Genomic DNA, 20,171 nt, shown 5'->3' with positions numbered 1-20,171 from the left:
ATTGTAATCGAATAAAATTTACTTATATACAAAATTTTTCATAATTTGTTATTAATTTTTCTAAATTTTCGCATAAGGAAAGCCCAGGCGCTGACTCAGCCTAGGCTCTATACGTTTTAATGAAAGGTAAATGCGTCGATACACAGCACTCCACATGTGTGGAGTGCTTATATTGATTAATAAGAAGAGTGCGGCTATTATCATAGATTAATCTCAATCAATTTCATAGAAAAGCTCAACTGCGAAATCACCTAGTGGCTACGGTTGCCTTAGTGTGTAAACAACTTCGTTCCTATCGATGGCAACCTAATCAACACAGAACAGGTTAACTCCCATACAAGGCGAGGAATCTCTTTTGCATTTCCTCCGGATCCACGGTTTCAATAGTGGTTGAGATCATCCAATAATGTCCGAACGGATCCTTCACACTTCCCGCTCGATCTCCGTAGAATTGATCCTCCATCGGATTAACCATTGTCGCTCCAGCCGCAATCGCCTGCTGGAACAACTTATCCGCATCGTCGACCTGCAGTTGGATACCAACCGTTGTATTTCCAATGGTTTCTGGTCCCAGAATGCCATATTCGGGATATTCACCTGCGATTGATATCTTGGCTCCCCCGATTGTAATTTCAGCATGAGCCACTTTGCCTCCAGGCTCCGTCAAGCGGTATTTCTCCACCGCATCGAAAGCCTTCTTATAGAACTCTATCCCCTCAGCAGTATTCTTGATCCATAGAAACGGGGTTGCTTTATCCATTTAAATCCACCTCTCTCTTCCGAAATAGAATGAGTCACATGCCGTATCGCTAGTTGCGATTAAGCTGACTGTTCCTGCCTCATATAAATATTCTAATCGCCCCTCTAACGAGCGTATAGTAAAAAAATGACCCTTTATTTAAAATTGATCATTCAATAATTACCTTTTCCGTATTTGAATAAGGCTTTAATTATGGATCGCAACATGATTGTGATGCCTGCCTTGCCTCGAGAAATAATCAGTAGGATTAAGACTGGAGAAAGCCTGAAAATCTTTAATAAAATGCATCTGATCATAATAACCGCAAGCGATAGCGACATCCAACCAATTGACACTCTTAGCGTGTTCAATTCTACTCAATACCTCCTGAAAGCGGCGAAGACGACAGAAGAGCTTGGGAGTCAATCCCACTTCTTCTTTAAAAATCTGGATAAATCTCCTTTGGCTTAAACCGATTTGTCCGATCACATCCGAAAGGGGGCTTTTATGCGGCAAACCCAGAAATTCATTTAGTGCGAAGCTTACTACCGGATGTCGTATCAGAGGTCGGGAGGCCAGCTTTATAAGACTTTCTTCAAGTTTTCGAAACTTGTCATCTACCGTTTTGGATAGAAGCAGAACCTCATGCAGATCATGGGCTCTTGCTCCCCACAGTGTATCTAAGGATACATGAATATTATGTAGTTCATACACTGGCATTTTAAGAAATGGATAGATACCGCCTGGTTTGAAGTGTACTCCCAAAATCGTACTCTCTACGGAAGTATCAATGATGAAAGATCGTGAATGCGGCCCGCTAATGACAGAACTGCCATACTTCTGAAACAAGCCATTATAATCTTGGTCAATCCATTTAATCCTATTTTCACTCAGGTTGAACACAAGTTCAATCGAACCATCAGGTAGCGTGAGCTCCCTCGAATGAGGTGGACTATAACATTCGAAGTACCAGAAAAAATCGACAAAAACGGATAATGGAGCTTGTGGAATATAAGTACGTAACAGCATGGCATATGCGCGACAGGGGCTTGAAGTCCTCCTTTGTTAAAGCCGTGGAGTCGCTCCATCCTTTCTTGGGGATTACTTTATAAACAATCAAATACACCTTTACGGTAAATACAGATAACTTCTTCTTCACTTTCAATTTAACTTTTCCCCTACCTAAAATCAATGTATTTGAGCAATACCGTCACATCTCAATTATTTCTTAGAACTATCCATATTGAGCACTCCACATGTGTCGTCTAATTCTTTCAGTTGATAGCTTTCAGCTTTGACTTCTTCGTAAGAAGTATCCCACTCAAACGAACGGAAAGAATCCTTGCGGCCAGCAATGTCTATATTAATGTTTTCCACGCCGATCTTGGGTTGAATGGTCTTTTCTGAAAACAAATCATCCATAAGGCCAAAAATGATGGCTACCGTCCTCAATCATGCACTTGGTCGCGTAGCGTTGGGGTCACGGATGCCCCTAATCGCTTCCATTAACAAGAGCGCTGCCTTGCCTAGGTAGTTTTTGTCTTTATAAGCGATGCCTATCGTGACGACAGGATTCAAATCGGCTATGGGTCTTATGACCAAGGAGCCTTCCTGTTCCAGACCGCCATAAATCGGAACAATCCCGATGCCGAACTCTGCCTTAACCATTTGTTGAATGACAAAGAAACTTCCCACCTCTATACAAGAGAACTGGTTTCGCCCAGTTGGATAAGCCGTTTCCCAAAGCTCCCGGTAGATGCAAGTCGGTTCTTTGACTAGAACGGTCAGCCCCGCGAGGTCGCTCGCCGTGATGCTGTCTTGATCGGCTAACGGGTGATTCCTATTTAACATGATCCCTAATCTTTCCTCGATCAGCGGCTCAAACTCCAGCATGAGCTTCGAAGATGGAGCCGAGCAAACGCCGAATTCCAGTTCGCCGGCCCGAACCCTCTCCGCGATCGTTCTGCTGCCGCTTACTTCCATGGTTAACTCCACTTTCGGTCGAGTCTTGCAAAAGTCAGCTATAACGGTCGCTAACCGCTGGCTTGCGACGGGCTCGATAGCGGCAAAACGCACCGAGCCGTTATCTCCCGCAGCAATATCCGAGACGGTCTGTCTCATCGTTCCGATCGACTTCAGTAAAGCCGAGGCCTCATTATGGAGCCACCGGCCGGCTTCGGTCACGATCACGCGTTTTCCGTCGCGCACGAATAAAGAAACGCCCAGATCCGCTTCGAGACGCTGAATTTGAAGGGTTACCGTAGAAGGAGCATATTGGAGTTCCTCGGCGGCTTTCAAAAAATGTCCAAGACGCACGCAAGCCTCGAAAGTCTTTAAAGCTCGAAGATCCATAGTCATCACCTTTGTTTAAGTTATTTGAACTATTTATTCATATAATTCAATTTTACAAAACATTCCCGAAATTTTACAATAGGGTCAACTTATTATTTTGGGGGAAGATGGGTTATATGGGCACAAAATCCGCATTTAATTGGATTACTCTATGGGCATCGTTTTTGTTTGTCGTCATACTCGGTTTTTCACGGCTCTCCTACGGCATGTTCCTGCCTGGGATACAGAGGGTAATCGGGGGGAGCTACGGACAGTTGGGTATACTCGGCACAGTCAACTTTATCGGTTATTTGGTCGGGACATTGTGTCTTCCTCCTTTGATCTCGCGTTTTCCGGACCGCAAACATGTCATTAATCGGATAACGTGCTTATTGCTCGGATTGACTTTGATCGGCTCGGCATTTAGTGATCATTTCACCGGGCTTGGGCTTTGGCGGTTCGCGATTGGATTGTTATCGGCCTTCGCTACAGTGTTAGTCCTATCCATTGCAATGGATGCCGTTCGACCGGCGGAACGAGGAGCGGCATCGGGTCTTATATGGCTGGGCGGATCTGCCGGCATACTAGTGACGGGCTTGTTCGCCCCCTTTACCATAGACCCTTCACACTTGCAGGGATGGCGGTATGCTTGGGTGATCATGGGCGTATTCGGAGTAATTGCCGCAGTCGGTTTCGAGTTTGTCACCAGAAAAAGGGAAGCCGAAAAAACCCCCTCGCAGACCGAATCGAAGCTACGGGGCAAAGAAAACGAAAATGTGTACCGTCTCCTGTTGAACCCGAAGAAGCTCTTGTTCTTAATTGCTTCTTATTTTTTCTTCGGATGGGGATATATCATCTATTTCACGTATTTGATTCCCTATCTGGTGAGCAAAGGCATTCCGTCCCTCTATGCCGGGTTGATATGGTCCGGAATCGGATTCGCGGGTTTGTTTAACGGATGGATCGGAGGCAAAGCCATTGACCGATGGCCGAACGGGTATACGCTTGCGTCGGGGTTAACCTTGGGAACGATCGGTGTGTGCGGGGTAATCACTAATAGTATGTTATTTACTGTGCTCGGAGCCGCCACGATCGGGCTGGTTTCCTTTATTACCCCGCCGCTTATGACAACTGCGCTTCTTCGCCGTCATGTCCCTCACCACGCGTATGCGGCATGTCTTAGCATAGCCACTGCCTTTTTTGCCGCAGGACAGATTATCGGCCCCATCGTTGGGGGCGTGGCGGTCGAACGGTACGGCTTGCAATTCGGCGTGGCATCCAGCGCAATCTTTATGGCAATTGCCGCTGCGTTTGCCGGTTTGTATGGACAACAGCAGCGAAAGCATGAGATCCGTGATTTGCCTGACAGCGGTTGAAAAAAATAATTAATGACAATAGCTGTCACTATTAACGTTTATGATGGATTCGAGCTAGACAAACTTTTATATAGATGGGAGAGGAAACGGGATAATGAATTCCCGCGAGAAAGGTTCGGTCATGAGGAAATATTTTCACCCAGGAAAGGAATGAGAAGATGTACGTTACCGTACAGGATTTGATCGTCGAATGGAAAAATGAGGCGGTATTAACCCAAAAGGTATTGGACGGGTTGACCGATCATGCGCTCGGGCAGCAGGTATATCCCGGGGGGCGTACGTTGGGAAGGATTGTGTGGCATTTTGTCACGAATATCCCGGATTATTTAACCGAATTCGGAGTCTTGGTAGAGAAAGTGCCGAATCCGAACGAGGTGCCGTCCGCAAAGGAGATCGCGGAGACCTTTAATAAGGTCAGCTCTCGTGTAGTCCAAGCTTTTCAAGAGCAGTGGACGGACGATTCGTTGAAGCACGTCCAAAATGCGTTCGGAAGATTGGAATCCAACGCGACGATCTTCCTGGGATTAATCAAACACATCGTTCATCATCGGGGTCAGGTTACGGTCCTCATGCGTCAAGCGGAGCTGCCTATCCCTGCGGTTTACGGTCCTTCCAAGGAAGGCTGGGTGCAGTTAGGAGTAACGCCACCGCTTTGAGTGTGTGTATTTATCAGGTATTCTGAATAAATGAAGGATCGCGGGCAGCGGCTAAACTGGGGATTATTTCCTGTCCCAGTACGCCGCTGCCCGCGATTTGATGTCGTAGAAGAAAGCGACGTCGAAGCTTAACAAATCCCTTTCACACATTTTCTTTTATGATCCGTTACACCCTATTAAAGGTCGTAATCTACACGAGGTTTATGCTTATTTCATTCCTTTATCCTCGACTACAAGCATCCTTTCCCAATGTGTCCCTTTCTTCAATTGAGCCTCATAACGAATGTATGCGGAGCGGAAAATCCGGGTTCCGTTTAAATTCGCGTCATAAAAGTTTACTCCCGTTAAGTTAGCCCCGCATAAATCAGCGCCGGAAAGGTCGGCTTCCTGGAAACAAGTATGCGTCAGCTTGCTGTTCGTAAAATCCGCACCCACAAGAGAACTCCTTGTAAAGTCCACGTCGATGACACGCCGTTCACTAAACTTAACGCCATTTAAGCTGCACTCTTCGAAAAGGGCACCCGACATGCCGGCCGCTTCAAAACTGGCCCCTTCAAAATTCACTCTGTCAAAACAAGCATCTTTAAGGTTGGCTTTGAACAGATTGGAATATCTCAGATCGACATCGACCAACTTGGCATGAATCAATTCCGCTTTACTCAAATCGGCGTTATTCATCGAGCAGTGTTCAAAATAGGTATCATGCAGCCGAGTCTTTATCATATTGACGGAGTTCATTTTACAGGAAAGAAACTTGGAGCCGTTCATGAACGCAACCATCAGATCGATCGACTTCAAAATGCTCTTCTCATAGACGGTATGGGCAAGATAAGCATTACTCAGATTTAAACCGCTCAAGTAAGCAAACTTAAAATGCGCATAAGGCAGCTCGTAGCTTATGTAAGTCTTATTGACGGAAATGATGAATTGCAGCAGCCCCCAAAACTGCTGGTTGGGATGGGTCTCGGATTGTCCCGGAAGAAGCGTGTATGCTTTTTTTAGATTCCGGGATAACCCGCTGATCAATGCCAGCAAATTTCGGCCGACGAAGTATTCGATCTCCATTTTCCGGTCGCTCATATGGGTATATTTGTCGAGATAAGCATTCAAGAAATCCGGACGACGCCGGTTTATGCCGGGATACTGAATGTAGAACTGGTTCAAAAACCGGTTCAGCTGATCTCTCAGCTCTTCCGCAAAAAACTCCCCCCTCTCCATCAACAGAGGAAGCAAAAACTGCAGAAGGTCGTCCGTTAACCGGTATCCGCCGAGTAAAGCGTAAAGAGAAGAGGCCGTGTCTTCCGTATCGGTTATCCCGCTAATATGCAGCAATTCTTCTGTAATCGCCTCCGCCGCCAAATATTCGCTGAAGCTTTTATGAACATATTCCAGGGTAAAATCATTCATATTCTCATGCTTCGTAATATTTAAATTGCTTTGGACGACAAAGATTTTAATATATTTCAATTTGTCTTCGAATTCATGAGGAAAAAGATGCAGCGATTCGATTTCCGCAGGCGATATATACGATTTGTTCAAGTGCAGCATGGCCAGGGAAATATTCCGGTTAAACGTCCGGGCCAGCCGGATGCGCTGCGTGCGATCCAGATCCATGCCCTCCGACCACCTGTCTCTGGTCTCGAACTGCACGAACTTCTCATTGCCGCACGTCCAGTCGATGAGCGTCTTGTACACCTGCCAGCGCTCTCCGCTTTTAAAAAGATCTATAAACGCGGGCTCGTTTTCCGGCTCGGAAGCATACATTTTATGCAAAAGATAAAGGAGAAGAGGCTGCCGGATGAATTCGTCCATTTTGTTTTGTTTGTTTCTCAGAATGGCCCCGATGTTAATCCGTCTCTGGTCCGCTTGATGGGCTTTCCATTTTAACTGCCAATCCTCTATGTGGGCGTCTTCCATCGGGGACATGACGAGAATGGGAGAGCCGTGCGGAACCGGGTCACGCAGAGAAGCGATAGCGGTGAAACGTCCGGTCAGCACAATCAGAACCTCGGGGTAATCTTCTTTAAACTCAACAAGAGAATTAAAAAAAACGGTCAGATCCCCCGTACTTAGCAGGCTTAGCTCATCGAATCCGTCCAACAGCAGGAGCACGCGGCTGTCGTTCAAGTCTTTCATATTCAGATCGTCCAGCCTGGCTTCTTTCAATAAAAAGGCGCGCAGCGCATCGGCAAATTCGTCTTTATACCCCAGCTTTTTCAGCTCGATGCGGACCGGAATATACGAAGGAGCCGCTACCGCACCCGACATCTGTTCGACCAGAAGCTTTTTGGTAAACGTGCTTTTGCCCATCCCCGGGCTTCCCAAGAGGAACAAAATATGATTCTTGGACATACAGTCCCGTACGGTTTCCATAGCGGGCTTCAGGACATGTTTATCCGGGGACAGATCGGGAATATCTTGAAGCTTGCCGTCAAACGGGTAAGAAAATGCATTCAGATCCACGTACAAATCCAAAAGCCGGACGTTGTCTTGATAAAGCAGTTCTTCTATGTATTCGTTCTTTTGTTTATGTGCGTAAGCAAGCAATGCCCGCTGCAAATCCGATAGAGGATCGCCTGGTTCCGGGAGCAGAGGCCACTTCGCTTCTTGGAGCAGCTTGTTGACCTTATGAACGGGTTCGCCGATCAGCATACGGTACTCGACCTCGTAATGCTTCACTTCCGTCAGGATCCCGATCAGAGAGAGCGTTTTTCCCGAAGCGTCTTCCACAAAAATACCCGATCCCGAAAATCCGTCCACAAAGGATTTTGCTTTGCGACCGTTTCCTAAATCATAATCGGTTCTGATTTCGAGCAAAGGCGTGTCTTCCAGAGCCACTCCATCCACAAGCTCGCGGGGATTCTCGGCATTTTCCACCGCTTTGTAGGGATATCCCATAAAATGCGCCTTCTCCCGGAACCCGGGCAGCCCATAACGCAAAAAATCAAACGATTCCCCGGTATCCGCTATGCGCAGGATCGCTATATCCGCATGCCGGTCCATTATATAATCAAGTACGGGATATTCCTGCCACGTTCCGTCGCCGTTAAAACGCCGTACCAAGATGTTTTCCTTCGTAAATGTCTGCGGAACGTCTTCGGTCCCCGTCAAACAATGCTTGGCCGTAAGAACGTACGAGCCCTGCCCGTCGGCCGACTGAACCAGACACCCGCTTCCCTTGGCACCTATACACGTAACCTTGACGGCCAGCCCGTTATACTTTCTCTTCAGTTCCATGCCCCTTCACCTCTACCACCTGCTCATACTTGCCGTTTATCTGATACGTCCGGATTTCATGATCCGTGAATATTTTCTCGAAAATACCCGGATAATTGAAGGAAAACGTAACTTCCTTCCCTTGAGATTGAATAATGCGGGCCAGACACCGTTTATGAGGATGATAGTGACGGATTCCATCCGTGCTGATCATAAACCTCTTGCAGCGGATCAGCTTGAGCAAACCCGGACTCGTATTCCGCTTGCTCCCGTGATGCGAAATTTTCACAACCTCCGTCACTAACGGATTGTCTTCCGTATAGCCTATGCTCCGCAAAGAAGCTTCCACATCCGACGGATGAGAATCAGCCAGAAACAGCACCTGTTTCTTTGCATACGTCAGCAGGAATGAAATGCTCGCCCTGTTCGCCACCTTAGTATCTTCCGAGAAGTCCTTCTCGTCCCAAAGCGACTCAACCGGCTGATCGTAATCGCAGAAGCCCGCGACCTTCTTGTCCGCCTGATCAGGCGTCTCATTTTTCAGTGCCCCGCTGTAATCCGGGATCTTCTCCATCCGGGGGGTCAGCACTGTCAGCACGGCTCCGTCCCCCAGTTCATAATTCCGGTATTTGTCCGAAAAACAGACCAGCTCGCCGCTCCAGTTCGTCTCCCCGCTTAAAAACTGCTCCAACGAACGGGACTGGCTTGCCGAAACTTTCTTGTTCCTCTTGTTGATCAATCTTCTGACGGGCAGGGGCTCAAGCGGATTCCCCGACAACATCGGCTCGGAATTAAACCAAATTTCCCCGAAAATTGCGGGGCCCACCTCCTGATTCTCAAAAACCTCAAGAACCCCTCCGATATGATCGTCATCCATATGCGTCACGACCAGCAGCCGGACAGCGGGAAGCCCCATCAGCTCGTCCCGCAAGCAATCCTCATATGTTTCCGGCATTCCTCCGTCAATGAGAATGTGGTTTAGACGGTCTTGCTCACCGTACGAGACAATAAACGAATCTCCGCAGTAGGCGGGCAAGCTTTTTATAGTCAAGTTCATGCTGGTTGGCAACCTTTCTTGAGGGAGGATGGGAAGTACTTTTACTTATTTTCAAAAGAATTCGACTTGTTCCTCTCGATCCCTCCAAATTATGGAGAGAATATCTACCTCATACCTGCGTCTTCGTTCGATAGCAAATCAAAAAGCACAGGCATATGCCTGTACTTGTAATTATTACTTAACTTCTTTAATCAAACCCTGATTCGTTAATTGATATCGTTCATCGCATTTCTCCGCAACCATTCCACTATGAGTGGCGATTATGACGGAAACACCGTTGACTTTTAACTCATCTAAACAAGCTAAAATCTTTAACGCTGTCTCGTCATCCAATGCTCCTGTCGGTTCATCTGCAACAATTAATTCGGGATCTTTAATTAAGGCGCGAATAATGCCTACTCGTTGTATTTCGCCCCCGGACAATTTCTCAATCCTATCATTTAACAAATGGTGAATTTCAAATAGCCGGCCCAATTGTTCTACTTGCTTTTGTATGATCTTGCTGTTCTCTCGCTTTTTATCAAACCAAAAGGGAACCATAATATTTTCTAATGCAGTCAGTTTGGGAATGACAGGACTATGCTGCGAAATATAGCCTATTTTTAGTTTACGAATCTCGCTTAGACGGTTCAAGTTTAGCTGGCTCATATCTTCCCCATCCAAGAAATATTCCCCTGAGGTAGGCTTTTCCAAGCCTGCTATGATATTGAGTAAGGTGCTTTTTCCACTCCCGCTTCTTCCTTTTACGGCTATTGTTTTTCCCTTCGCTACCGTTAAATCTATATGTTCAAATATTGTTTTATCCTTAAATCGTTTCGCTATACCAGTCAATAAGACTTGTGCCAAAAGCTCTCATCCTTTCAGTTGCTGAACAATATCCACCTTCTCAAAGTATTTCCTTGTGTACCGGTTAACCGCAATCGCAATGATCAGGCTTGAGATTCCAACCACGATAATATAGTTCATTAATAAGTGTAACGGATTGTTAAGGGTAACCATAATAAATACCAAGGGCAAAATACATCCAATCAAATTTAACAGAGGTAATTGATAGTTTATGATCCTATATATTTGGTTCATACTTACTCCGCTAATTAGCAGCACTTTATAGAAATCAATATTTTTCTTAATGATTATCCTCATAATGATAATGAAAAGGGCAATTAACGTAATGAACAAAGCCACTGAAATAACAAACAAGGTATTTCTATTGATCTCCGTCATATTAACAATAGAGTTGACTGCCAGACTATTTGCTCCTATAACACTAAACTCTTTAAAACCCGTCCTTGTGGATATTTCATTCAGCATAGTACGTATTTGCAAAGGTTCTAAGTCGGTAATGATGTTCCCATTTATTTTACTCAACAACAATGCTTTCAGAAAAATACCTTCCATTTTCGGAGGAGATTTTTCAAAATCAAGCAGCGGCAAAATGATATATCGATTTAATAAAAGCTCCGGCTCCCTAACTGTCATGATTTTTTGGGAAGGCTCCAGTATCCCCACAACCACACCGGTAAATTTTTTTTGATAGTATAAAATATCTAACGTATCGCCTGTTTTATAAACAGAGCTATACTCGGAGCCAAGAATGATAGGTAAACGATCATCTTCTTGTTTAAAAACATAATCATCAGCCTTGAAACCCGCTCCGGTTTCTAACTGAAGATGATTAAAATCAAATACAGCCTGGTTCATCTGTACGGATTTTATCGCTCGATATGATTTATTTTGTATCATATAAGACGGTTGATTGTTTCCCGTTTCGTAGTAGGCATCATAGATAATATCGCCTTTAAAGTCTGATATCTCAATGGGCTGCCAGACGGCGTTATAATACTTGTAAGACTCATTTACATGTACCTGATTACTAAAGTTATTGAGGATTTCAAAACTGTTGGGTTTAGAAAAAAATTCTTTTTCTTTTTCCTTGTATAAATTATCGGAAATTTGATATATATTTTTGTCTTTAAAGTTCCGGGTTGCCTCTATTTCAATACGGGTTTGGTTGATGTTTAGCGTAAGTACCAGAAGCAAACTACAAAAAATCAGCGAGATCAGAAAAATCGTCATATTTAATAACTTGTTTTGTTTTATAAATAGAAGAATCATTCTCAAAATCTTTTACCGCCTTTTTTCACCGTGTAAATAAACGTTAAGTAGAAAACGAAGATAATTACTATGACAAGATGTAACAAAATCAGATTTAAGGAATACAGCATCCATGATACATCCCATAAAGGAACGGCATAATAGGAAATCAACATGAAAATCACAAATAGGATGGAAGAAAAAAGAATGTAGGGCAAGGCGTAATATCTCAGTATGATTCTATAGATCGCACGATAGGAGTATCCGAATATATATAATACGGACAGCAAGTGATTTTTTCGTTTTATCCAAATCATAGCCGATACGCAAAATATTGTGGTCATAAAAAGAATGGTTATATAAAAGATCGTTCCAACTACTTGATTTGATTTAAGAATATAAGATCCATTGGTTTCTGCGTTAATGATCTCCACGTTATTCCCGTTAATAAATTGATCAAAAACTGATTTCACATCGCGGCTTGGCGAAATAAATACAAATTGGTTTCCATCCTTCAGCTCTATTTGCGGATTTTTAGACAGCAGCCAAATTTCCGAATTTAATTTATATGAATAGGGAGTATTAAAATAGCCGATTAGTTTGTAGTCGTTCGGAATATTTTTCACTTCTGCATTAGTTCCCATGACGGCTATTTTATCTGTTTCTGAACCTTCATCGATTCTTTTAATAGGAGGAAGTTTCAGTTCTCCATTTACCCAAACATGTTTCAGAGCAGGACGATCATCATGGTATTGAAATAAAATGAATTTACCCGCATTCGGGTGAACAGGAAAATCCAACGCTTCCATTTTTAAAAAAATAGCTTTCTGATCTTTGTACCCATTGTTTAGCATATTCACATAATCCAAATAGGATATAAACCAAAAAGCGGCCACGCATATAAAAGTAGCCAGAAACATGATCAAGTAATACAAATAGTCTGAGGCAGAGCGGATATATGTAGGTTTCATGATTTATTTATAGAGAGAGACAGGATAACCTTATCTCTCTCATGGACTCCTTATTACTCGTTACCGTAGTATGTTTTTCCAACCCAATCGCTTGCGTATCTGTCCACCCAGTCGCTTTTAGCCTCGGTGGCGTTCGTTCCCCACACTCTTCCGCTATCTCCTAATATATTTCCCGTAATGTGTCCTTCAAATCTGGCTCGCGTATAGTGGTATACACCCGGCCATGAAGTATTGCCAACCGCCCGTGAAAATAAGACATTGCCACGGTCTATGTCTTCTACATATCCTGTATGTTTTGCTGTGGATGCTATACCGATAAAGGATGAAACGGCCGTAATACTAAAATATCCGTCTTTTTCACTCCATCCACCAATAGCACCATTTGCATCTGTAGATTGTGCATGGAGGGCACTTGGAGCTACACTTCCAAGAATAATTCCAACGGATAATGCTAGAGGTACCATTTTCTTAGTATTCATCGTCATCTATCCCTTCAACAAATGGTTGTATTTGAAAGCTGGCCAGCTTATCACATCGGAAAAGATAAGTACAAGTTAAAGCCTATCACATTATTACATATACTGTAATCTTTTCTTATATTTACTTGATTTTTGGATGTAAATTAAGTCTTGCATGCCTCTCTAAAAAATAAAAAAACACTCCCCTAGGAGTGCTTTTTTAAGCTGCATTATATTTATTAACATACTCACCGAACCTCGACCCCCAACACCTGTCTAGCCGAATCCACATCCTGATGATCCAATACCACCTTCACAGAGCCCTGTCGACGTTTCTCTCGCCACTGAACAAGATCTGCTTCCGACTCCAATTTAAGCTCAGCAATCTCTACTGCCCGATCCAACATGTATTTTGACGTGAGCAATAAGGTGTGAATTCCCCGACCGCCAGGCATAGAGAGAATGAGGACCATTTTATAAGACTTTTGTTTATGACGAAAAATCGAGGACAACTCACTTGGTAAAGTCATGATGGTTCCTCCAAATATAAGACTAGTTTATTTAAGCAAAACCAAAGAGTTTTTGGCTTTTTTCTGCTTTTTAATAAGCAGTATAAAAGCAATCACCTGAATACTGATGCTGATCCACCATAATCGTGTATATAGCGAGAAAACAAACGGAGTGAACACAATAGTAGTGTGTAGCATCCAGCGGTAGCGCCCTTGTTTGCCTAATTTATTATCAAGTCCAACCGATAACAAGACACTAAAAAACATAAAGGAAATTAATGTAGAGACAAAAAACATAGTTAAATGAATTTTAGAGGACATATCCTGCTGGTGAATTAAAACCGAAACATAGGAGACAAGCAGTAAAACAAAAGCCCATATAAATAGGATAGGAACAAAAGGCTTTATCATTCTCTCAATCTTATCTATAACGTCTGTAGAGTTCTCGTATTTAGAAAGTTCTGCTTTTTCCATCCTAGAAGTGTTAATTTGATTATCAATAAAAATTTGCAAGGCCGACAAGATATGAGGATGTCCTTGCGAGTAGAAGGTACGAGCCACTTCCCTCATTTCTTTAGTGAATAGAGCACTACTTTCTCCTAGAAGATCGTACAGTTTTACTAAAATGTTCTCATCTTCAGGCTTCTTCAGTGCTAATGCAATAGCGGCTTCCAACTTTCCGAAGGTTTTTATACTTTCATTTATAAGATTTAGTTTGGTTATGTTATTTCGATTCAATATTTCTTTAAATTCTTTGTACATCCACAAAGTAGAAGTGCCGACCACCACAATTAATAGGGTCACTATCGGATTGCTGCCGAACAAAGCAGCTATATCTTTCCACATATATACTTCCTTCCTGGTCACATTTTCCTTGTGTGCCTGCCTCTCTTACTCACCTTACGAGGGCACATAAATTCTTTTCAAAGGAATCAACGCCTGTTTCTCCGACGGCATCTTGTCATACCAGTCGTTAATCAGCTCGACGATGCCTGCCAAATCCACCAGCTTGACGCCATTATGCTGCGCAGCGGTCCTGGCTGCCGCCGTAAAACCGCCCGTAGACACGAACAAACAGCTCGCTCCGTGAGGACTTGCTCCTACGAGCTGCTGCACCTCAGGCCCGCCGCTGGTGGCACGTCTATGCTTGACCTGTACCTTGATGATCGGCTTCTCGAACCCGAACGCATCCCGGTGAGCCAGCACATCCACACCCCCGTCGGGACCTTTCGGACTCACCTTCGTCTGGTAGCCCATCGCTTGAAGCAGCCCCGCGACCAGCTCCTGCATCTCCCACGGGTCGAGCTTGTCCACCCGATCCTCAATGAGCGACTTGGCCCGTCCCTCAAACTCTTCAGTGTTAAACTCTGCCGCTTCTTCATCTCGAACGGTGACATTCACAGGTGCAACTGGTGTTTGGTGAAATAAAGCCAGAATCTCCTCCTGCCAATCGTCTATCCGGAAAACCGTCAATGTGCTGCCTAAAGAGTATTTGGCTCCTTGCGACAACAAATCGCGGGGAATTCGTTTGGATTCCCAAGACACGGAAATCACATTGGGATACAAAGCGTTGATATCCGTTTTGTATTCTGGCGCTTTGGTCACCGTCCCGAGCAAATACTCCCGGGTTTCTCTGGAATAGGTAATCACCCGATCATTCAGGGCAACCTCATTGTAATATCTCCAAATCTGTCCCGCCCATGAGAGCCGCGTCCCTGGCTTCTGATCGGCATAAACCGAATGAGCGTGTTCAACAAACTTCTCTCTGGATGCAAACTTCCTGGGATCATCTAACTGCGGCCAGCCGATCGAAGCAATTTTATTCGCCTGCCACTCCGGAATTAACTCGTTGTTATCTCCTGCGCGTACCATCCACCATTTGGTCATCTTTGTATACCCCCGTTTGTAAAATGCAGCCTTTCGCATGTAACGAATGCTAAGCTTTTTTTGCTTCAGAATAGAAACCGATTCCTGAAGCCAATAAACATACCTATCTCCTCTTTTTAAACCTATATAGGATTACTTTCGCCAAAATTCCATCCATTCCCTTTACTGGAGAGCACAAAACAAAAAAAGCCTAGGTCTCGATACCTATACGGTAAGGTGACGAGGCTTGGCTTAGCTATAGCGTTGAGGCCTCAGCCTCGTCTGCAAGCTTATCGAAACGGTAGATTAGGGAGTTGTTACGCAAGTCACTCATGAATAAAATACCTCCTGCATCTCAAACTATACGCAATAGCGTGCCAGATAAAGATTTATTATATGTTACGTTTTTGCGTATAGAAAGGCTCTAAGGAGGGATTTTTTATGTCTAAGAAAGTTGTGATCAAAATTGCCTCACTCACCAAGAAAAGAGGCATTTCTTTACGAGAACTGTCTCGCTTGTCCGATGTAAGACATGCCGCGCTAAGTGAACTTTCCAACGGCAAACGTACCAACATTAACTTCAGTCACATAGAAAGAATCGCCGACGCACTTGGCATCAGCGACATACGGGAAATTATTGATTTAGTTGAGACTGCCGACAAAGATTAAATCTGACAGTCATTCGCTGTATAGCTGGGATAAAATCTTGATGCCATCCTGCACGCCTCTAACGTAAATCCATTCTTTTTTCATGTACTCCAGGGCCAGTTCCTTGTCCTGCCAATCCCGGAAAAGCATTTGCTGATCGGTTCCAAGAGATTGCAGCAATTCCATTTCTAAGACACTAAGCTGCTCCGTCATAGGTTGAAAAACCATTGAGGCATCGGCCTCATCCGCAAGCTTATCGAAACGGTGAATTAGAGAGTTGTTACGCCAGTGAAGTGAGGACATGAATAAATTACCTCCAGCAGCTCATATTATACGCAATAGCGTACCAGTTCATTTTTTATTATATGTTACGTTTTTGCGTATAGCAAGGCTTTGAGGAGGGATTTTTTATGTCTAAGAAAATTGTGATAAAGATTCCTGAACTCATCCAGAAAAGAGGCATCTCTTTACGAGAACTGTCCCGTTTATCTGATATAAGACATGCCGCGCTAAGCGAACTTTCCAACGGCAAGCGCACCAACATTAATTTTAGTCATATAGAAAGAATCGCCGATGCACTTGGCATCAGCGATATACAGGAGATTATTGATTTGGTTGAGGTAAATGAACAGAACGAGTATTAAATTTTATCCATATATATGAAAGCTGTTTTTAATAGGAAATCAACAAATTGAACCTTGGTTTGCAAGCAAGAAAGATTCATACACAAGCCATGTGTAGATGAATTTTCATTTAATACTCAAAATATCTTTAATAGTAATGGCTCAGAGTCATAATTCCAAATTCAATTTTTCAAACCTATTTACAGTTTTTTCTAGTAATTAAGATGATGAGATCTTTCAACTTCTAAATTAATTTAGTTTTTCAACTTTTAAGATTAACATTTCAATTTTTACAATTAAATTATTGCATTCTGTATAAAAACTGTCTTTTTCGTGAGGTAACCAACTTATTAAAAACGATCTATAGCCACACAAATAATTAATTACACTGCTCTTATTAGTAAAGTCATTGCTTCTATAATAAAATTCAGCAGCATTCAAACGGTCAATGTAGTCTTGAATTTTTTTTGGTACTCCACCTTTTTCAAATAGAAAAATCGCATTCGATATATCATGTTTCTTTTTTCTTGATATCCTAACGCTGTCACCAATAACAAAACCATTTAGAGAAATTTCAGAAACACTCTTTTTTATTTTGTTATAATTTATTGAAAAATTATTAGATTTCAAGATTTTTTTTAGCATCTTAATGAAAAATGAATCTAATATTCGAGGATTATTTGATGAAAAAAGCATGTCATCTGCGTATCTTGTATACGTAAAACCAAGTTTTCTGCAATATTTTCTTATTCTTAAATCAATAGGTCTAAAGACAATATTTGATACCACTGGTGACGTAACAGCACCTTGTGGTAATACATCATCTAAAGTAACAATATCAACAGTTTTGTTTAAAACATCTTCATTAAGCTCTTCATCCGATATTTTGAAATAGTAAGACAAAGCTTTCCTTATCATATGAGAATTAATTGTATCAAAAAAAGACTTAATATCCACCCTTAGAAAATATTTCTCTGTGATAGTATCCTTCTTAACATGAGGAATTAAAAAGTCTCTATACGAACTACCTTTTACAAATCCAAAAACATTATCAGGCAACGGTATAGAATTAAGAAAATACCTAGATAGTTTCTGTTGCAGAGAATAAAGTTCCGCTTCTTTATCTAGACAATTTAGAGTTCTTATACCGCCTTTTTTGGGGATTGTAACAGTATAGTATTTTTTCGATTTGTCATTAATAACTCGTTCCAATTCCACCTTATCAAATCTAAGTATATCATCATAAAAAAAGGAGCTTGTCTTCACAAATATAGTGAATCACCTCAAAACAATGTATATAAAATAGAGTGAGTACCTTCTCAAAACCTCGCCTTGGCGTTTAAACAGCGAGGAGATACCACATCGATAAGCCACGACAACAGCCGAGCCCAAAATTGTAGCACTCTATCCTTGGTTTTTTGAGATATTCTATGTAACTTTTTCAAGGTTACAAGACTCAACATGTCAACAAGGTGCCTGTTATTATCTAACTAAGCTATTGCTACTCACTCTATTCTATTTCTGAAGTCTATATTCAAGCATTCTTATTATATCGTATAGTTCAGAAAATTGGGATTTAAATTTTCTTCTCTTTTCATCATCATCTAAAGTGTCAATTTCATTTTCAAAAAAGTAATTTAAAAGCTCTGTAACCCAGCCCTCTGTTTTTTGAATTTTATTTTTATTAATTTTTTTATATACAGATTTAATACTTTTATCAGTAAATCCTTCAATTTTACTATCGTCAAACGAATCAAGACTGTCATACTTCCCACTAAATAAAAGTCGTAATACCGTAGTTCTATAAACCCCGTTTGTATTGTGATTATAAATATCATCAATTTCATTCTTATCTTTCGTGTGAACTAACCAATTGTATATTAACTTATAGTTACTATCATTGATAATCGTTCCCTCAATTGTTGTGTTAACAGGAAATACATTGTATTGAACACAGTAGTTTTTAATTAGTGTCTTAACTAAATAAAAGTAATCGTCATGAATATAACCCCAATGTTTATCAGGAATAAAAGTGCATTTTTTTAAGAGTCCATTTATTCTAGCTCTTAAGTGGAGTGTTTTTTTTCGCTTGTCACCATAGTAAAAATGTTCCTTTTTTAAAAATCCATTATTTTTAAAAGGGTTGTAATTATCTCCTTTTATTATAAAGCGATTATTCTTATGTTGAAAATTTAATATTTTATCTAAATCCAGAAGTAATAAGTAAGGTATGCTGGTGTTTTTTTCATTTGGATGGGTCAATTTTAATTTAACATTATCAGAATCATATGAGTACACATCAAATTCAGCGAGTATCGGAAATAAATTCCTTAAATTTTTATTTGTGAACAGCTCCAACTCTGTGGCACCTTCTACAAAAAGTATCCCTCTAGAAAAATAAAAACTTGCCTCCTTCTCTGACATGATATTATTTTCTCTAAGATTAGTAAATCCATTCATCTTCTTAAGATAGGTATATTTGTTTCTTTGCGAAACATGATACATAATTCCATGACGAGCACTCATTACATTCTTCACCATTCTTGAAGAATGACTTGCAAGTAGAATTCTTATTACTTTTGATTGAGATATAAAACTATTAATTAAATCATCCGCGTACTTTGGGTGTAAGCCAATTTCGGGCTCGTCCACAACAATTGTCGGTTCCTTTAACTTGGAAGGCTTTATTTTCCCAACAATATTTATAAGAATTTTCAAATAATTATAGGCGTTCATCCCATCAGAAAAATAATCTAAATGCTCGTCTTTATGCTTAAATTGTCTTCCCCCCAATTGAAATTGGTATATATGTGAAAACTTTTGTTTTGGACTAAAAGAATCTAACTTAATATCATTTATTTCGAATTCATCCTGAATAAGTCGTAAATCCTTTAAAATTTTCTCACCAAACATTGTTTCTAACATCTTCTTAATTTCAACATCTAATAAGACCCCTTCAGCAGGTCTAAATTTGCTCATATCCCCAATAATTTCCCAAAGGTTTTCCCAATCATTTAATTGGATCTGTCTAGCGTGTATAAAATAAATAGGAAAATTATTTTTAATAAAATTTCTCACATCGTAAGGAATATTCCATTCTTGAATATTATTTTTATATTGTCTGAGGATAAGTGTTAATTCCATTTCATCGTCAACATAATTAAAGATTTCTGAAAACACCTTTTTAAAAAAAGGGTGAATATCACCTAAAAATTGTTTGTCTAGATTATTTTGAGTAATCCGCGATAATTTTTGTAAATTATAAGTAACTTCGATTACAAAATAATCATTGTAGGGATTATTTTTATCAAATAACTTTGAATCAATTTGACTTTCTGAAAGATTATTATAAAAATACCTTAAAGCCTTTAAAATATTTGTCTTTCCTGTTCCATTTTCGCCGATTAAACAATTTATGTCACTTAACGCTAATTCAACATTCTTTAATGATCTAAAATTCTTTATTTTAATTTTTGTAATCGGCATAGGATTCCCTCTTTTCAAATCTTCCTGTTCGAAATAATACATGTGTTTGTAATTAGTTTGATGTAACGAAATGACAAATATAAGCATGAGTTCCGAACATGGTAGCTAAGAGAAAATTTCTACTTCACTTTTTTAATTTAT

General features: G+C 41.3%; 20 protein-coding genes. 4 read left to right on the top strand and 16 right to left on the bottom strand.

The window, feature by feature from the left end; genetic code table 11:
* Positions 1–325 precede the first annotated feature (325 nt).
* The 4 genes from AC2TF6_RS04785 to AC2TF6_RS04770 form a co-directional block, all read right to left on the bottom strand.
* Positions 326–760, bottom strand: a complete 435-nt coding sequence (locus AC2TF6_RS04785; protein WP_372008621.1) for a VOC family protein — start codon at positions 758–760, stop codon at positions 326–328.
* 186 nt (positions 761–946) lie between these two features.
* Complete coding sequence (locus tag AC2TF6_RS04780) at positions 947–1,768, bottom strand: DUF6597 domain-containing transcriptional factor (RefSeq protein ID WP_491310128.1); 822 nt, start codon at positions 1,766–1,768, stop codon at positions 947–949.
* 192 nt (positions 1,769–1,960) lie between these two features.
* On the bottom strand, positions 1,961–2,161 hold the full coding sequence (locus AC2TF6_RS04775) for a hypothetical protein (RefSeq protein WP_491310127.1): 201 nt from the start codon (positions 2,159–2,161) through the stop codon (positions 1,961–1,963).
* Positions 2,162–2,191: 30 nt separating this feature from the next.
* The gene (locus tag AC2TF6_RS04770; protein WP_491310126.1) at positions 2,192–3,091 is read right to left on the bottom strand and encodes a LysR family transcriptional regulator; all 900 of its coding nucleotides are present in this window, start codon (positions 3,089–3,091) and stop codon (positions 2,192–2,194) included.
* A gap of 116 nt (positions 3,092–3,207) precedes the next feature.
* Here AC2TF6_RS04770 and AC2TF6_RS04765 point away from each other — a divergent pair, with 116 nt between their 5' ends.
* Together AC2TF6_RS04765 and AC2TF6_RS04760 are read left to right on the top strand one after the other, a co-directional pair.
* Positions 3,208–4,446, top strand: coding sequence for a YbfB/YjiJ family MFS transporter (locus AC2TF6_RS04765; RefSeq protein WP_491310125.1), 1,239 nt, complete (start codon positions 3,208–3,210; stop codon positions 4,444–4,446).
* Between the two features lie 158 nt (positions 4,447–4,604).
* The gene (locus AC2TF6_RS04760) at positions 4,605–5,102 is read left to right on the top strand and encodes a DinB family protein (RefSeq protein WP_491310124.1); all 498 of its coding nucleotides are present in this window, start codon (positions 4,605–4,607) and stop codon (positions 5,100–5,102) included.
* A gap of 207 nt (positions 5,103–5,309) precedes the next feature.
* Here AC2TF6_RS04760 and AC2TF6_RS04755 read toward each other — a convergent pair whose 3' ends face one another.
* The 9 genes from AC2TF6_RS04755 to AC2TF6_RS04715 form a co-directional block, all read right to left on the bottom strand.
* Entirely contained in the window at positions 5,310–8,339 is a 3,030-nt protein-coding gene (locus AC2TF6_RS04755; protein WP_491310123.1) for a pentapeptide repeat-containing protein, read from the bottom strand.
* Positions 8,317–9,375 carry a ComEC/Rec2 family competence protein gene (locus AC2TF6_RS04750; protein WP_491310122.1) on the bottom strand — a complete coding sequence of 353 codons (1,059 nt, stop codon included), beginning with the start codon at positions 9,373–9,375 and terminating at the stop codon, positions 8,317–8,319. Before AC2TF6_RS04750 ends, AC2TF6_RS04755 begins: the two co-directional genes overlap by 23 nt.
* Before the next feature lie 174 nt (positions 9,376–9,549).
* Complete coding sequence (locus tag AC2TF6_RS04745; RefSeq protein WP_491310121.1) at positions 9,550–10,221, bottom strand: ABC transporter ATP-binding protein; 672 nt, start codon at positions 10,219–10,221, stop codon at positions 9,550–9,552.
* A gap of 6 nt (positions 10,222–10,227) precedes the next feature.
* Positions 10,228–11,490 (bottom strand): ABC transporter ATP-binding protein, encoded by a 1,263-nt coding sequence (locus AC2TF6_RS04740; RefSeq protein ID WP_491311590.1) that lies wholly within the window; start codon positions 11,488–11,490, stop codon positions 10,228–10,230.
* A 2-nt stretch (positions 11,491–11,492) separates the two neighbouring features.
* On the bottom strand, positions 11,493–12,323 hold the full coding sequence (locus tag AC2TF6_RS04735) for an ABC transporter permease family protein (RefSeq protein WP_491310120.1): 831 nt from the start codon (positions 12,321–12,323) through the stop codon (positions 11,493–11,495).
* Positions 12,324–12,493: 170 nt separating this feature from the next.
* Positions 12,494–12,919 carry a hypothetical protein gene (locus AC2TF6_RS04730; RefSeq protein ID WP_241688745.1) on the bottom strand — a complete coding sequence of 142 codons (426 nt, stop codon included), beginning with the start codon at positions 12,917–12,919 and terminating at the stop codon, positions 12,494–12,496.
* Positions 12,920–13,146: 227 nt separating this feature from the next.
* A complete protein-coding gene (locus AC2TF6_RS04725) occupies positions 13,147–13,428 on the bottom strand; it encodes a hypothetical protein (RefSeq protein ID WP_491310119.1) in 282 nt (93 codons plus the stop codon).
* A gap of 27 nt (positions 13,429–13,455) precedes the next feature.
* Positions 13,456–14,253: a hypothetical protein gene (locus tag AC2TF6_RS04720; RefSeq protein ID WP_491310118.1), complete on the bottom strand. Its 798-nt coding sequence runs from the start codon at positions 14,251–14,253 to the stop codon at positions 13,456–13,458.
* A 54-nt stretch (positions 14,254–14,307) separates the two neighbouring features.
* Positions 14,308–15,294 carry a restriction endonuclease gene (locus tag AC2TF6_RS04715; protein ID WP_491310117.1) on the bottom strand — a complete coding sequence of 329 codons (987 nt, stop codon included), beginning with the start codon at positions 15,292–15,294 and terminating at the stop codon, positions 14,308–14,310.
* 420 nt (positions 15,295–15,714) lie between these two features.
* On the opposite strand from AC2TF6_RS04715, the gene AC2TF6_RS04710 reads away from it, so the two are divergent.
* Positions 15,715–15,942, top strand: coding sequence for a helix-turn-helix domain-containing protein (locus AC2TF6_RS04710; protein ID WP_491310116.1), 228 nt, complete (start codon positions 15,715–15,717; stop codon positions 15,940–15,942).
* A gap of 9 nt (positions 15,943–15,951) precedes the next feature.
* On the opposite strand, the gene AC2TF6_RS04705 is transcribed toward AC2TF6_RS04710, so the two are convergent.
* Positions 15,952–16,224, bottom strand: a complete 273-nt coding sequence (locus AC2TF6_RS04705; RefSeq protein WP_491310115.1) for a hypothetical protein — start codon at positions 16,222–16,224, stop codon at positions 15,952–15,954.
* A gap of 107 nt (positions 16,225–16,331) precedes the next feature.
* Between AC2TF6_RS04705 and AC2TF6_RS04700 the strand changes: the two genes are divergently transcribed.
* Positions 16,332–16,565, top strand: coding sequence for a helix-turn-helix domain-containing protein (locus AC2TF6_RS04700; RefSeq protein ID WP_491310114.1), 234 nt, complete (start codon positions 16,332–16,334; stop codon positions 16,563–16,565).
* 228 nt (positions 16,566–16,793) lie between these two features.
* Here AC2TF6_RS04700 and AC2TF6_RS04695 read toward each other — a convergent pair whose 3' ends face one another.
* Positions 16,794–17,810 (bottom strand): reverse transcriptase family protein, encoded by a 1,017-nt coding sequence (locus tag AC2TF6_RS04695; protein ID WP_491310113.1) that lies wholly within the window; start codon positions 17,808–17,810, stop codon positions 16,794–16,796.
* Positions 17,811–18,059: 249 nt separating this feature from the next.
* Entirely contained in the window at positions 18,060–20,030 is a 1,971-nt protein-coding gene (locus AC2TF6_RS04690; RefSeq protein WP_491310112.1) for a retron Eco8 family effector endonuclease, read from the bottom strand.
* Between the last annotated feature and the right edge of the window lie 141 nt (positions 20,031–20,171).

It is taken from the genome of Paenibacillus sp. JNUCC 35 (genome assembly GCF_058269095.1).
Note: the sequence above shows the minus strand (reverse complement) of the source record. Positions and strands in the feature narration are given on the sequence as shown.